This window comes from Sphingobium sp. HWE2-09 (genome assembly GCF_035989265.1).
GTDB lineage: Bacteria > Pseudomonadota > Alphaproteobacteria > Sphingomonadales > Sphingomonadaceae > Sphingobium.
Window position 1 is genome coordinate 741,245 of sequence record NZ_JAYKZX010000003.1, and the last position, 14,260, is coordinate 755,504.

Genomic DNA, 14,260 nt, shown 5'->3' on the forward strand with positions numbered 1-14,260 from the left:
TCTTATATCGTCGCAATATGGCCCGGCAGCCCGGCCACGCCGGGATCGAAGGCGAACAGGTCGCCCGCCAGAGGTTGCTGCGCCAACGCTGCGCTGTCCAGCCCCTTGCGCGCCGTCGTCGCATAGGCGGTTTTCAAATCGTCGCCGCCAAAAGCGATCTTGGTGATGTTGGCGACGGGAAAGCGGATGTCCCGCATCGCACGCCCATCGGGATCGTAGCGCCGCGCCGCCCAGCCGCCGAACAGGCCGGTCCACAGGCATCCTTCCGCATCGACGGTGGGACCATCGGGATAGCCCGCATCGTCCTCTATCTGCGCGAACAGGCGGGTGTCGCCGACCGTGCCGTCCTGCGCCAGGTCGGTGCGCCAGATCCGCTTGCCCAGCGTGTCGGTGTGATAGAGGATACGCCCATCGGGGGAGAGGGCAGGGCCGTTGGTGATCGCCACCGCAGGCAGGCCGCTATCGACGCACGTCCCTTTGTGGAAGCGATAGAAATGGCCGCTTTCGGCTTCCTCCGCATCATCCATCGACCCGAACCAGATCGCGCCGTCGGGCGCGACGGTCGCGTCATTCTGGCGATTGCCCGGCAGATGCGCTTCGGGGGCATGGCGCAGGGTGAAGCTCGTAGCGGCAGGGTCGAAGCTATGGACGCCCGATTGCAGGCCCACGGCGAACAGCCCGTCGTCGGTCGGCACTATCCAGCCAACCTGCCCGGGTGCGGCCCAGCTACGCCCGACGTCCAGCGCCGGATCATAGCGATGGATCCGGTGCCCCTTGATATCCACGAACCACAAAGCGGCGTCGCGCGCGACCCAGACCGGGCCTTCGCCCAGCGTCGCGCCGATGGACAGGACGCTCTGCGGATCGGCGGTGATCTCCAGCGCCATGATCTCAGCGCCAGCCGGCATCGATGAAATAATCATGGGCGGTGCAGTACCGCGCATCGTCCGACGCCAGGAACAGCGCCAGCGCGGCGACGTCTTCGGGCAGGATGCGGCCGTCCAGGCATTGCGCGGCGACGATCTCCGCCTCGCCTTCGGGCGTGTACCATTTTTCCTGGCGCGGGGTCTTCACATTGCCCGGGATGATCGTGTTGACGCGGATATTGTCCCGACCCAGGTCACGCGCCAGGCTGCGCGTCAATCCTTCGATCGCCGCCTTGGCGGTCTGGTACAATGTCAGTTCGGGCAAAGCGAGATGCCAGCTGATCGACCCGAAGTTCAGGATCACGCCGCCGCCCGCGCGCTTCATCGCCGGGACAGCGGCTTGAGCGGCGAAGAAAAGGTGGCGCAGGTTCACCGCCATGCGCTCGTCCCAATAGGCAGGCGTTACCTCCTCGATCGTGTGGCGATCGTCATTGGCGGCATTGTTGATCAAGATGTCGATCCCGCCCAATTGCGTCTCCACCTGTCCCATCATCGCCTGGACAGCGGCAATGTCGCGCAGGTCGACAGCGTGGAAAATCGGGCTGAAGCTGGCGTCGCCAAGCCGCGCGACCAGTGCTTCGCTTTCCGGCACGGCGATGTCGCAAAAGGCGACATGCGCGCCCTGGCCGACGAACGCCTCGACCAGGCCTTCGCCGATGCCGCTGCCGCCGCCGCTGATGAAGACCCGCTTGCCCTTCAGGCTCGGGTAGATGGCGCGGCTCATGCGGTTTCTTTCTCTGCGACGGTCAGCAGGCCGCGCGCGGCCAGATTGTGCATCAGTGCGGTGACGCCATAGGTCCAGGGCGTGGCGTCCTTCGACGTCACGACTGTGTTGACCAGCTTGCCCAGGCGCGGCGTGGAAATGGCGACGACATCGCCGACCTTGTGGGTGAAGCCGCGACCCGGCTCGTCCCGATCCTGCACTGGCGCGAACAGCGTGCCCAGGAACAGCGCGAACCCATCAGGATATTGATGTTCGGACAGCGTCTGCCGCACCAGTTCCAGCGGATCGCGGCTGATCTGGTTCATGCTGCTCGCCCCTTCCAGGCGATAGCCTTCGGGACCATCGATGGTCAGCGCCACTTCGGCATTGCGCACATCGTCGATCGTGAAATCGCCATCGAACAGGCGGATCAGCGGCCCCAGCGAGCAGGAGGCGTTATTGTCCTTCGCCTTGCCCAGCAACAGCGCGGAACGCCCTTCGAAATCGCGCAGATTGACGTCGTTGCCCAAGGTCGCGCCGATCGCCTGGCCCGCCGCATCCATGATCAGCACGATTTCCGGCTCGGGATTGTTCCAGGTCGAATTGGACCGGATGCCGATGTCGGCGCCTGCGCCTACGGTCGACAGGATCGGTGCCTTGGTAAAGACTTCCGCATCGGGACCGATCGCGACTTCCAGATATTGCGACCACAGGCCATCTTCGATCAGCGCGGCTTTCAGCGCCGCGGCTTCGGGCGATCCGGGGACGACGGCGCGGATGGAGCCGCCGACGCGCTCCTCCAACCGGCCGCGAATGTCTGCTGCTGCGCTGGCGTCGCCGCGCGCGCGTTCCTCGATCACGCGTTCGATCGCGGACAGGGCGAAGGTCACGCCGCACGCCTTGACGCATTGCAGATCGACGGGGGAAAGCAGGGGCAGGGTGAGGCTATCGAGCGGACCCAAGGCTTGACCCCGGCTTGCGTCGATCGGCAGTTTTTCAATGAGTTGCGCCACGGTCGGGGCGATCCGGCTCATGTCGTAGGCGTCGCCATCGCGCACCAAGATCGGGCTGGGGCCATCGGTCGTCAGCACGCGGCCGACAAAAGCGCCTGCCCGCCAGTCGGCTGGCAGGCTATCGAGGAAGGAGAAATCCCCCGGCATCATCAACTCCTAAGAATATGGTTGTCAATTGATAGCGCTACCAACATGGATCGGGGGTTGAAGTCAAGAGGGCGGCGCGCAAAATGCCAAAGGTCGTAGAAAACGCAGTTCCGGCTTTTCGCCGCCGCCGCTTTGGGGCATAACCGTCCAGACCATGAGCAAGCCTGAAGACAGCGCGCCTCACGTCGGCGCAGACACCACCCCGCCCCAGACGTCTATCGCGCCCAAAGCGCCGGACCAGGACAAGATGGACCTCGCCACCGCGGCCAGTAAATCGGTGGGTAAAGGCGTTTGGGCAGGCGCAGCCGTCGGTATCGGCTCCGCCGCGATCGTCGCCGCTTTGCTGTATAGCCGCAGGAAGGGCTGAAAGCAGCTATAGTGATGAGTTTACGCCTTCTCTAATGAGAAACGGCGTTAGCTTAATCATGCGGAATTGACAGGACCATGTAGCGCCTTGTTCTCCGGCGAAGGCCGGGGTCCAGTTCCACGCTCGCGATTGAACGCGTGATAGACATTATGTTCCGCCCATCGACTTCGCCCGGATCGAAAGACTGGTTCGGCCAGCCCTGTAATCGCGCTTCGCTTCAGAGGCTCGCGGCCGTACAGCCCCTTGGCTTCGGAAAAAACACCGTACTTCCGCCGCAAAAAGCGCCGGCGACTAACGACGCGATGGCGTTGGACAAAAAAGAGGCGGCATGGCCTTCGATCCATGCCGCCTCCGGGTGCGACCCGTTCAGGCTCTTTATTTCCCGCCTTCGTGACAAGGTGGGGAATGTCGATTGTTAACCCGCGCCGCCACTCAGGTAGCTGACGAGTTCGGGCTTGCTGACCGATACGCTCTTGTCGGTATCTGCACTCGTAAATGCGCCGTTGGCCCAGGCCGTCACCTGCTCTGCAGGCAAGGTGGCACCGGTAGCCTTCATTTCCTGACCCTTCAACGCCACCATCCAGCGCGAAAATTCCGACTGGTCCAGTTGACCGTCATTATTGGCGTCATAGGCCGGAAATTCGCTATCGACGATCGACGCGACGGTCGCCGCCGTGTTGGCAGGCGCGGCTGGAGTCGCGCTCGGCGTGGCAGGCGTCGCCGACTGCGGGGCAGCAGCGCCAGCGGAGGGTGCAGGTGCCGCCTGTTGCGCCATAGCCGGCGCGGCTATCGCCAGCGCGGTTGTGAATAATATAGTGCGGATCATGGCAGTCTCCTGTCATCTCTTAAATGGACCCAGCCAATTCAGGCTTGGTCCGTGTCGATATGCTGCAACAATAATGAATGGCGACTGGCGATTGTTCCTGAACATGCGTTCATGTCGCGGTATTCGTCTTGCAAATATGGTCGGCTCGTCCGTCTTTGTCCTGAGCATCGCTGTTTTGGCGGTCTGGCGCTCGACGATTTGCCCCGGCGGGGCGACGCTGCTAGGCGCGCGGCAACGTCAACCATCCAGACATGCAGGATTTGCCCATGGTCCCCCGCTACGCCCGCCCGCAGATGACCGCCCTTTGGGAGCCGGAAGCCCGGTTCAAAATCTGGTTCGAGATCGAGGCGCACGCGACCGAGAAGCTGGGCGAACTGGGCGTCGTGCCGCCGTCCGCCGCCAAGGCGCTGTGGGACTGGTGGGCGACCAACCCCGCGATCGACGTCCCCGCGATCGACGCGATCGAGGCTGTGACCAAGCATGACGTCATCGCCTTCCTGACCTGGGTCGCCGAACAGGTGGGCGACGAAGCCCGCTTCATGCATCAGGGCATGACGTCTTCGGACGTGCTCGACACCTGCCTGGCCGTGCAGCTCGCCCGCGCCGCCGACATCCTGATCGAAGATCTGGACAAGCTGCTCGACGTCATCAAGCGCCGCGCCGTCGAACATAAGCTGACGCCCACCATCGGCCGCAGCCACGGCATCCATGCCGAACCGGTGACCTTCGGCCTGAAGATGGCCGAAGCCTATGCCGAGTTCAGCCGCTGCAAGACCCGCCTGATCGCCGCGCGCGCGGAAGTCGCCACCTGCGCCATTTCCGGCGCGGTCGGCACCTTCGCCAATATCGACCCGGCGGTCGAGGAGCATGTGGCGGAGAAGCTGGGCCTCGCCATCGAGCCGGTGTCGACCCAGGTCATCCCACGCGACCGCCACGCCATGTTCTTCGCGACGCTGGGCGTCATCGCCTCGTCCATCGAGCGGCTCGCCGTCGAAGTCCGCCATCTCCAGCGCACCGAAGTGTTGGAGGCGGAAGAATATTCTCGCCGGGCCAGAAGGGCAGCAGCGCCATGCCGCATAAGCGCAACCCAGTGCTGACCGAAAACCTCACCGGCCTCGCCCGCGTCGTCCGCGCCGCTGTCGTGCCTGCGCTGGAAAATGTCGCCCTGTGGCATGAGCGCGACATCAGCCATTCGTCGGTCGAGCGCTTCTTCGGCCCCGACGCCACCATCACGCTCGACTTCGCGCTGGCCCGCCTGACCGGCGTCATCGACAAGCTGCTCATCTACCCCGAACGGATGATGAAGAATTTGGACAAGATGGGCGGCCTGGTCCACTCGCAGCGCGTGCTGCTCGCCCTGACCCAAGCGGGCGTCAGCCGGGAAGACAGCTATCGCTATGTTCAGCGCAACGCGATGAAGGTGTGGGAATCGGACGGCCAGCTATCGCTGCTGGAACTGCTCAAGGCCGACACCGACGTCACCGCCGCGCTGCCCGCCGAACAGATTGAGGAAAAATTCAACCTCGATTATCATTTCAAGCAGGTCGACACGATCTTCAAGCGCGTGTTCGGCGAGGCTTGATTTCAACCGGATAGAAACTACGTGTTCCCGCGCAGGCGAGCCCTCTGCATAACGGTCTGACAATCGTCTGACGGCGGCCGGGGGCGAGGGGTGCGCGTGTATCTCATGTCGCTTTTTCGTGCCTGCCGCCCTTTTCGGGCGAAAAGACGAGGTTCAGGCGGTGATGCGGCGCATATTATAGGCGATGATGGCGATGTCGAGGTGGGCCGAGCAGCGGGACAGGCCGCGATATCGCATCCGGGTCAATCCGTAGCCACCGCATTTGAGGGTGCTGAACGTGCGCTCGACGGCGGTGCGGATGCGACCGATCAGTTTGTTGCGCACGCTTTGCCAGTGGGGCAGCGCGGGCTGGACATTGGTGCGGCGGTGCTGGATGCGATCCTTGATGCCACGCGCCTTGAGATCAGCCCGCCGACTGCGCTTCTCATAGGCCCTGTCGGCATAGACGGCGCGCTCGTCGCCGATCACCAGGGCGTCGGCGACCTCGCTCTCATAGACCTTGGCGGGCGTGAGCATGCGCGAACGGATGATCCCCGATCCTTGATCGACGCCGACATGCATCTCCAAAGCGTGGAACTGGCCCCCGGCCCGCGCCGGGAAACATCCAGACTGTTCGGATGAGTGATTGTTATGGCCCTTTTCATTAGCAGATAGGACTGCGTCCGCTTTCCGATAGGATCGGACTTGAGTAACATAATGTCCAAATCAGCGGGAAAAGTGCGAAGTTAAGCGTCGTGCGCTAGGTAAGCCCGCACGTCCCGTCGCAATTCCCCGGCGCATAGATAGAGTGCGATGACGTTGGGGATCGCCATCAGGAAGAAGCTGCTGTCGACGATGCCGACCACCCGACCCAGGTCGATCGCAGCCGCCGGAGGCAGGGCGACGATGTAGAGGATTTTGTAGGTCCATTGCGCGCGTGGGCCATTGCCGAACAGATAGCCCCAGGCCTGCAGGCCATAGAAGCCCCAGGCGACCAGCGTCGAATAGGCGAACAGGAACACCACCACCGCCAGCAGCCAGGGGAACCACGGGGATACCTGGGCGAAGGCGGCGGATGTGATCGCGATCCCTTCAAGCCCGCTATTCCATGTCCCCGCCACCACCAGCGCGAGTCCGCCGAACGCACAGACGATCATCGTGCCCAGCAGCGGCTCCAGCAATGCGACCAGCCCTTCGGACACCGGATGTTGCGTTCGCGCCAGGCTGTGCGCCATGACGGCCGACCCCACACCCGCTTCACTGGCGAAGACCGCGCGTCGCATGCCCGCAACGAACGCGCCGACCGCGCCGCCGGTCGCGGCCTGGCCGCTCCACGCGCCATCCCAGATCAGCGCCAGCGCGCCGGGGATCGCACCCAGATGCAGGATCAGGATCGCGGCCACGCCCAGCAGATAGATGGCGACCTTGATCGGGGTCAGCCGCTTGGCCACTTCGCCCAGCCAAGCCGCACCGCCCAACGTCACCAGCGCGACCGCTGCCGCCAGAAATACGCCATAGGCCCAGCCGTTGGTCAGGCCGGTGACGACCTTTACCTGCGCGAAACTCTGGTTGACCTGCACCATCGGGATCGCGCCGAACAGGGCAAAAAAGGCGTAGGCGCCCCCCAGCGCCAGCCCGATTTTCGGCCAGCCGCGCGCCGCACCCACGGCCTTGAGCACATACATGGGACCGCCATGGACATGGCCCTGCGCGTCGAACACGCGATATTTTAGGCCGAGCGTGACTTCCGCCATCTTCACCGTCATCGCGAACCAGCCGATGATGAACATCCACAGGATCGCGCCGGGACCGCCCATGGTCAGCGCCACCGCGACGCCCGCAATATTGCCGAGGCCGATCGTGCCGGACAAGGCGGTGGAGAGCGCCGCCCACTGGCTGACATCGCCCTTCGCTTCCCCCTCGCGCGGCTGGGTGCGCAGGATGCGGATCGCGCGGCCGACCTGGCGGATATTGGGGAAGCCCAGCCAGAGCGTGAAAAACAGCATCGGCAGCGCAAGGTAGAGCACGATCAGTTCGATCTGCGCGCCGAACAGCGGCACCTTGAAGAAGACGGCGGCGGACAGTCCGTCGACAAAGCGGTTGAAATTTTCCATGCCGTGGGGATGGCGCGATCACCGGGGAAAGTCGACCGAGAAAAACTTGATGCTTTCCTTCACCGTTCGCCCTTCGGCGCGCTCAGGGCAAACGGATATGGGTTGCGGGGCCAGGGTTGATCGGTGCATGGAGAGGCCATGACCAGGCAATATTTCGGCACCGACGGCATTCGCGGGCGCACCAACCAATGGCCGATGACGGCCGAACTGGCGATGAAGGTCGGCATGGCGGCGGGCACGCATTTTTTGCGTGGCAGCCATCGGCACCGTGTCGTCATCGGCAAGGACACGCGCCTGTCGGGCTATATGGTGGAAAATGCGCTGGTCGCAGGCTTCACCGCCGTGGGCATGGACGTGGTGCAGTTCGGGCCGATCCCGACGCCTGCTGTGGCGCTGCTGGCCCATTCGATGCGCGCGGACCTGGGCGTGATGATCTCCGCCAGCCACAATCCCTATTTCGACAATGGCATCAAGCTGTTCGGTCCGGACGGGTACAAATTGTCGGACGAGGATGAGTTGAAGATCGAGGCGCTGTTGTCGCAAGATATTGCGCTTGCCCCGTCCAAGGATATCGGCCGCGCTCGCCGGGTCGAGGATGCGCGCGGTCGCTACATCCATGCGGTCAAGTCCAGCTTCCCCGCCGACCTGCGTCTCGATGGCCTCAAGATCGTGGTCGATTGCGCCAATGGCGCTGCCTATCAGGTCGCGCCGTCCGCCCTGTGGGAACTGGGTGCGACCGTCGTCGCTGTCGGCGTCACCCCTAATGGCACCAATATCAACGATGGCTGCGGATCGACCGCGCCGCTGCTGCTCCAGGAAACCGTAGTGTCGTCCGGCGCGGATGTCGGCATCGCGCTGGATGGCGACGCCGATCGGCTGATCGTGGTCGATGAAAAGGGCAGATTGGTCGATGGCGACCAGATCATGGCGCTGATCGCCGCCAATTTCATGGCGGAAGGTCGGTTGCGTGGCGGCGGGCTGGTCGCGACGATCATGTCGAACCTTGGCCTGGAACGCTTCCTGTCGGGCAAGGGCATCGGCCTGGAACGGACCAAGGTCGGGGACCGCTATGTGTTGGAACGGATGCGCGAAGGCGGCTTCAACATCGGCGGCGAACAGTCAGGGCATATGATCCTGTCCGACTATGCCACGACCGGCGATGGCACGGTTGCCGCCTTGCAGGTGCTGGCCGCGCTGGTGCGTTCCGGCAAGCCCGCCAGCGAGACTTTGCATCAATTCGATCCTGTGCCGCAGCTGCTTAAAAATGTTCGCTTCTCCGGCGGCAAGCCACTGGAGCATGAAGATGTGAAGCGCGTCATCGCCCAGGCCGAAACGGAACTGAACGGCTCTGGCCGCCTCGTCATCCGCCCGTCCGGCACGGAACCGGTGATCCGCGTCATGGCGGAAGGCGATCGGGAAGATCAGGTCAAGGATGTGGTGGAACGCATCTGCGCCGCGGTGGAAAAGGCCGCGGCATGAACTGTTCCCCGGATCGTCATTCCCGCGAAGGCGGGAACCCATCTCCCGACCTTACGCCATTGCGGATAGCTGGGGAGATGGCCCCCCGCCTTCGCGGGGGTGACAATAATGATAAGCGGCTGTCGCTCCATGCTTGAGATGCGCCCCGACTGCGAACGTTGCGGAACGGACCTGCCCGCCGACGAGCCTGGCGCGTTCATCTGTTCGTTCGAATGCACCTTCTGCGCGCCCTGCACGGAGGCGCTGGACGATCGCTGCCCCAATTGCGGCGGCGAATTGATGGATCGCCCGACCCGCATAGGCAAGGCGCTCGCTGGAAATCCCGCCTCCACGGACCGTAAATTCAAGGCATGACTCCCGCCCGCATTCTCATCATCGCCGGTTCCGACAGCGGGGGCGGCGCGGGTATTCAGGCGGACCTGAAGACCGTGACGCTGCTGGGCGGCTTTGGCATGACCGCCATCACGGCGATCACGGCGCAAAATACGCTGGGTGTGCAGGGCGTTCATCCGATCCCAACCGACATGGTGTTGGCGCAGATGGAAAGCTGCATTAGCGACATCGGCGTCGATGCGGTGAAGATCGGCATGATCGGATCGGCGCAGACTGCGGCGGCGGTGGCGGAACGACTGGAACAGCTTGATAACGTGCCAATCGTGTTCGATCCCGTCATGGTCGCGACCAGCGGATCGCTGCTGGCCGACGATGCCACGATCGCCGCGTTCGAAAAACTGATGGCGATCGCCACGCTGGTCACGCCCAATATTCCTGAACTGGCGGCGCTCGGCGGGCAGGAGATCGCGTCGCGCTTCGACACCCATGTCCTGGCGAAAGGTGGTCATGGCGAAGGCCCGATGCTCACGGACCGGTTGATCGCGCCGCGCGGTGTCTTCAACGCTTGGAGCAACGCGCGCATCGACACGCCGCATACGCATGGCACCGGCTGCACGCTGGCGAGTGCCATCGCGACCGGCCTGGGGCAGGGGCTGGATCTGGTCGATGCGATCGAGCGTGGCCGCAAATATGTGCGCGAAGCGCTTCGCCTCGCGCCCGGCCTTGGCGCTGGTCATGGCCCCATGGGGGCGCCCTTCGGTTTCCACGTCTATGCCTGATTTCACCCACGAACTGCGCCATCATCCCGGCCTGGTCGCGGGGGTGGACGAAGCGGGGAGGGGTCCGCTCGCTGGGCCGGTGGTCGCCGCCGCCGTCATCCTCCGCGCGGAAGACTGCCCCGACGGCCTGAACAATTCCAAACAGTTGAGCGCAAAGAAGCGCGCTGCGTTGGAAATCGAGATCAAGGCTCGTGCGCTGTGCTGGGGTGTCGGCATCGCCAGCGTCGCGGAAATAGACGAGATCAACATCCTCTGGGCGACGATGCTGGCGATGAGCCGCGCCGTCGATGCGCTGGGCCATGATTGCGCCCATATACTGGTGGACGGCAATCGTTGTCCCACATGGCGCTGGGCTTCGACCGCGATCGTGGAGGGCGACGCCAAATGCCTTTCGATCGCGGCAGCCTCCATCCTCGCCAAGGAAGAGCGCGACCGGATGATGATCGCGGCGGCGGCGGACCATCCGCATTATGGGTGGGATACGAACAAGGGCTATGGCAGCGCCCGGCATCTGGCCGCGCTGCGCGAACATGGGCCGACCCCGCTCCACCGCCGCAGCTTCGCGCCGGTGGCGCAATTGATGCTGCTGTAAGGCGGCGGTCCGCTCGGCGCCGACGGACCGGCGTCGGTCGAAAGGGCGGATTAGCATTGCCCGCTGGCGGCCCGACCGCTAAGGGGCTTTGCTTTCCGGGCGGCCTTCACAATCCGCGCGTTCAGGGGAAGCAGCATATGAGCGGGGCAGTGACAGTCGGCATCATCATGGGGTCGCGGTCCGACTGGGACACGATGCGCCATGCCGCCGAAACGCTCGATGCGTTGGGCGTCGCCCATGAATGCAAGGTGGTGTCCGCCCACCGTACCCCGCAGCGCCTCTATGATTATGCCACCGGCGCGGTAGCGCGCGGCCTGAAGGTCATCATCGCAGGCGCGGGCGGCGCGGCGCATCTGCCGGGCATGACCGCGTCGATGACCCGCCTGCCGGTGCTGGGCGTGCCGGTCGAATCCAAGGCGCTCAAAGGCATGGATTCGCTGCTGTCCATCGTCCAGATGCCCGGCGGCATCCCCGTCGCCACGCTGGCGATCGGCAAGCCCGGCGCGATCAATGCGGGCCTGCTGGCCGCCGCGATCCTGGCGATCACGGATGATGCGCTGGCGGCGCGGCTCGACGCCTGGCGTGCGCGCCAGACCGACGCCGTGGCCGAAACCGTCGAGGATTGAAGGGACCGCCCATGACGACCATCGCCCCCGGCGGCACCATCGGCATACTCGGCGGCGGCCAACTCGGCCGGATGATCGCCACGGCGGCCGCGCAGCTGGGCTACCGCACCTGCATCTATGCGCCCGAAGACAGCGGCCCGGCGGCCGACGTGTCACCGCGCTGGACGCAGGGCGCCTATGAGGATGCCGATGCGCTGGCCGCCTTTGCCGACGGCGTCGATGTGGTCACTTACGAGTTCGAAAATATCGATCCGGTGGCTGTCGAAGTACTGGCCTCCCACGGCTTGGTCCGTCCCGGCGCGCAGGCGCTGCGCGTGGCGCAGGACCGCTTGGCGGAAAAGCGCTTCGTCTGCGATCTCGGTGGGCTGACCGCGCCGTTCGCGCCGGTGGAAAGCCTGGACGATCTGGAAAGCGCGATCGAGCACGTGGGCAGCCGCGCGATTCTCAAGACCAACCGCATGGGCTATGACGGCAAGGGGCAGGCGCGCTTGTCGGAGCCGGGCGATGCGGTCGGCGCATGGAACGCCATCGGGCGCCAAAGCGCGATCCTGGAAGGGTTCGTGACGTTCGACCAGGAGTTTTCCGTCATATTGGTGCGCGGGCATGACTGCGCGGTGCGGTTCTGGGATTCGGCGGCCAATGTGCATGTCGACGGCATTCTCGCCACCTCCACCGTGCCCGCTGGCGCAGTGATAGAGGGGCAGGTGGCGCAGGCCCGGGACATGGCGCAGCGGATCGCCGATGCGCTGGATTATGTCGGCGTGCTGACCTGCGAATTTTTCGCCAGCGCCGACGGGCCGGTGTTCAACGAAATGGCGCCGCGCGTGCACAATAGCGGGCATTGGACGATCGAGGGCGCGGTGACGAGCCAGTTCGAAAATCATGTCCGCGCCATTTGCGGCCTGCCGCTGGGCGACACGGCGCTGGCCGCGCGGGGCGTGGCGATGCGCAACCTGATCGGCGACGATGCGCATGACTGGCAGGCGATCCTGTCCGACCCGGCCAATCATCTGCACCTCTACGGCAAGCATGAAGCGCGGCCGGGGCGCAAGATGGGGCATGTGACGCGGCTCAGTCTATGAGCACCGCGCTACCCGCCTCCTTCGTCATCCCCGCGAAGGCGGGGATCCATCTCCGACTCTATCCCAGCCCGCAAGGTCGGGAGATGTGTTCCCGCCTCCGCGGGAATGACGGGTTGGCGGAAGAATGAGTTGCGCAGAGATCGTCCTGGTCCTCGCCCGCGCCGATAATGGAATTATCGGCAAGGATGGCGACCTGCCGTGGCGCTTGCCTGCGGATTTGAAGCATTTCAAGGCGGTGACGCTGGGCCACCCCATGGTGATGGGGCGCAAGACGTTCGACAGCCTGCCGGGCCTGCTGCCCGATCGCCGCCATATCGTGCTGACGCGCGATCGGACCTGGACCGCCACTGGAGCGGAAGTCGCGCATGACGTCGAAGATGCGATCGCTCTGGCCGACGCACCCATGGTCATGGTGATCGGCGGCGCGGAGATTTATCGGCTGTTCCTGGATCGGGCGGATCGGATCGAACTCACGGAAGTGCATATGGACGCGGAGGGCGACGCCAGCATCGCTTATCCCAATTCCGGGACGTGGCGCGAACATGGCCGGGCGGATCATCCTGCGGTCGATGGGCGTCCGGCCTATAGTTTCGTGACGTTGGTGCGGCGTTAGCCACCATCTGCTCTCGCGCAGGCGGGAGCCTGACCGTGACCGTGGAACCGGGGTTCCGCCTGCGCGGGAACATGGGGCGATGAAGGATGAACAGCGCATTGCCACGCTTCGCCCACCCCCCTATAGGCCGCGCCATGGAGCGGCTTAGCAGCAGCGCCCCGGTTCCTGCGCATCTGCGTGGGAGCGTCATGGCGCTCGGCAATTTCGATGGATTTCATGGCGGCCATCAGGCGGTGGTCGGCCGTGCCGTCGCACGTGCGCGGGCGGAAGGACGGCCCGCGATCATCGCCACTTTCGATCCGCATCCCATGCGGCTGTTCCGGCCCGAAACGCCCAGCTTTCGCCTGACCTCGCTGGACCAGCGAGCGGCTCTTTTCGCGCGGGCGGGGGCGGACGCGATGCTGGTGTTCGATTTTACCGCGTCGCTCGCCGCGCTGGATGCAGCGGCCTATGTCCGGCTGTTGACGGATCAGTTGGGTGTCAGCGCTGTCGTCACCGGTGAGGATTTCACCTTCGGTCATGGGCGCAGCGGCACGGTCGCCAGCTTCGCCCAACTCGGCCTGCCCGCCGAAGCGATCGCGCCGGTGGCGGACGGGGCGGGGATCATCTCGTCCAGCCGTATCCGCGCCGCATTGCAAGCTGGCGATTGCGCCACCGCGACGCGGCTGCTGACGCGGCCCTTCGCCATCCAGGGGACGGTGCAGCATGGCGACAAGCTGGGCCGGACGATCGGCTTTCCCACCGCCAATATCGATATGGGCCAGTATCTGCGGCCCGCTTATGGCATTTATGCGGTGCGCGGACTGTTGCCCGACGGGCGCGTGCTGGACGGCGCGGCGAACCTCGGCGTCCGCCCCAGCTTCGATCCGCCCAAGGAATTGCTGGAACCGCATTTCTTCGATTTCGCCGAAAGCCTCTATGATCAGTCGATCGAGGTGCAATTGATCCAATATCTCCATCCCGAACTGAAATATGACGGGCTGGACGCGCTGATGGCCGGGATCGCGAAGGACTGCGACGATGCGCGGCAAATCCTTGCGGGAACGCCTTACGTCGCTTAAGGCCGCGCAGTTATTCCTAACCCCGTTCGCTTTAAGCG

14 protein-coding genes and 2 pseudogenes are annotated in these 14,260 nt (G+C 64.5%); 10 read left to right on the plus strand and 6 right to left on the minus strand.

The features are described from left to right. Positions 1-2 precede the first annotated feature (2 nt). Genes U5A89_RS09080 through U5A89_RS09090 form a run of 3 tightly spaced genes read right to left on the minus strand, consistent with a single transcriptional unit; the run spans position 3 to position 2,792 of the window. Positions 3-923 carry an SMP-30/gluconolactonase/LRE family protein gene (locus U5A89_RS09080; RefSeq protein ID WP_338160835.1) on the minus strand — a complete coding sequence of 307 codons (921 nt, stop codon included), beginning with the start codon at positions 921-923 and terminating at the stop codon, positions 3-5. After that, positions 892-1,650, minus strand: a complete 759-nt coding sequence (gene xylB / locus U5A89_RS09085) for a D-xylose 1-dehydrogenase (RefSeq protein ID WP_338160836.1) — start codon at positions 1,648-1,650, stop codon at positions 892-894. The genes U5A89_RS09080 and xylB overlap by 32 nt, the downstream gene beginning before the upstream one ends. Then, positions 1,647-2,792 (minus strand): fumarylacetoacetate hydrolase family protein, encoded by a 1,146-nt coding sequence (locus tag U5A89_RS09090; protein ID WP_445190638.1) that lies wholly within the window; start codon positions 2,790-2,792, stop codon positions 1,647-1,649. The genes xylB and U5A89_RS09090 overlap by 4 nt, the downstream gene beginning before the upstream one ends. 151 nt (positions 2,793-2,943) lie before the next feature. Here U5A89_RS09090 and U5A89_RS09095 point away from each other — a divergent pair, with 151 nt between their 5' ends. Next, entirely contained in the window at positions 2,944-3,156 is a 213-nt protein-coding gene (locus tag U5A89_RS09095) for a hypothetical protein (protein WP_338160838.1), read from the plus strand. A gap of 415 nt (positions 3,157-3,571) precedes the next feature. On the opposite strand, the gene U5A89_RS09100 is transcribed toward U5A89_RS09095, so the two are convergent. Continuing rightward, positions 3,572-3,982: an EF-hand domain-containing protein gene (locus tag U5A89_RS09100; protein ID WP_338160839.1), complete on the minus strand. Its 411-nt coding sequence runs from the start codon at positions 3,980-3,982 to the stop codon at positions 3,572-3,574. Between the two features lie 266 nt (positions 3,983-4,248). On the opposite strand from U5A89_RS09100, the pseudogene purB reads away from it, so the two are divergent. After that, a pseudogene (gene purB / locus U5A89_RS09105) lies at positions 4,249-5,564 on the plus strand (adenylosuccinate lyase). A 153-nt stretch (positions 5,565-5,717) separates the two neighbouring features. Here purB and U5A89_RS09110 read toward each other — a convergent pair. Together U5A89_RS09110 and U5A89_RS09115 are read right to left on the minus strand one after the other, a co-directional pair. Then, positions 5,718-6,146, minus strand: a pseudogene (locus U5A89_RS09110) (transposase); the annotation flags it as partial. A gap of 143 nt (positions 6,147-6,289) precedes the next feature. Further along, positions 6,290-7,657: an alanine/glycine:cation symporter family protein gene (locus U5A89_RS09115; RefSeq protein ID WP_338160840.1), complete on the minus strand. Its 1,368-nt coding sequence runs from the start codon at positions 7,655-7,657 to the stop codon at positions 6,290-6,292. Between the two features lie 138 nt (positions 7,658-7,795). Between U5A89_RS09115 and glmM the strand changes: the two genes are divergently transcribed. The 8 genes from glmM (at position 7,796) to U5A89_RS09155 (ending at position 14,222) form a co-directional block, all read left to right on the plus strand. Then, a complete protein-coding gene (glmM, locus tag U5A89_RS09120; RefSeq protein WP_338160841.1) occupies positions 7,796-9,136 on the plus strand; it encodes a phosphoglucosamine mutase in 1,341 nt (446 codons plus the stop codon). 129 nt (positions 9,137-9,265) lie between these two features. Further along, on the plus strand, positions 9,266-9,490 hold the full coding sequence (locus tag U5A89_RS09125; protein WP_338160842.1) for a DUF1272 domain-containing protein: 225 nt from the start codon (positions 9,266-9,268) through the stop codon (positions 9,488-9,490). Beyond that, a complete protein-coding gene (gene thiD / locus U5A89_RS09130) occupies positions 9,487-10,248 on the plus strand; it encodes a bifunctional hydroxymethylpyrimidine kinase/phosphomethylpyrimidine kinase (RefSeq protein ID WP_338160843.1) in 762 nt (253 codons plus the stop codon). The genes U5A89_RS09125 and thiD overlap by 4 nt, the downstream gene beginning before the upstream one ends. Next, positions 10,241-10,840, plus strand: coding sequence for a ribonuclease HII (locus U5A89_RS09135; RefSeq protein ID WP_338160844.1), 600 nt, complete (start codon positions 10,241-10,243; stop codon positions 10,838-10,840). Before thiD ends, U5A89_RS09135 begins: the two co-directional genes overlap by 8 nt. Positions 10,841-10,977: 137 nt before the next feature. After that, the gene (gene purE, locus U5A89_RS09140; RefSeq protein ID WP_338160845.1) at positions 10,978-11,466 is read left to right on the plus strand and encodes a 5-(carboxyamino)imidazole ribonucleotide mutase; all 489 of its coding nucleotides are present in this window, start codon (positions 10,978-10,980) and stop codon (positions 11,464-11,466) included. Between the two features lie 11 nt (positions 11,467-11,477). Beyond that, positions 11,478-12,548, plus strand: a complete 1,071-nt coding sequence (locus U5A89_RS09145) for a 5-(carboxyamino)imidazole ribonucleotide synthase (protein ID WP_338160846.1) — start codon at positions 11,478-11,480, stop codon at positions 12,546-12,548. A 124-nt stretch (positions 12,549-12,672) separates the two neighbouring features. Further along, the gene (locus U5A89_RS09150) at positions 12,673-13,161 is read left to right on the plus strand and encodes a dihydrofolate reductase (protein WP_338160847.1); all 489 of its coding nucleotides are present in this window, start codon (positions 12,673-12,675) and stop codon (positions 13,159-13,161) included. 134 nt (positions 13,162-13,295) lie between these two features. Next, positions 13,296-14,222, plus strand: a complete 927-nt coding sequence (locus tag U5A89_RS09155) for a bifunctional riboflavin kinase/FAD synthetase (protein WP_338160848.1) — start codon at positions 13,296-13,298, stop codon at positions 14,220-14,222. Positions 14,223-14,260: the final 38 nt, after the last annotated feature.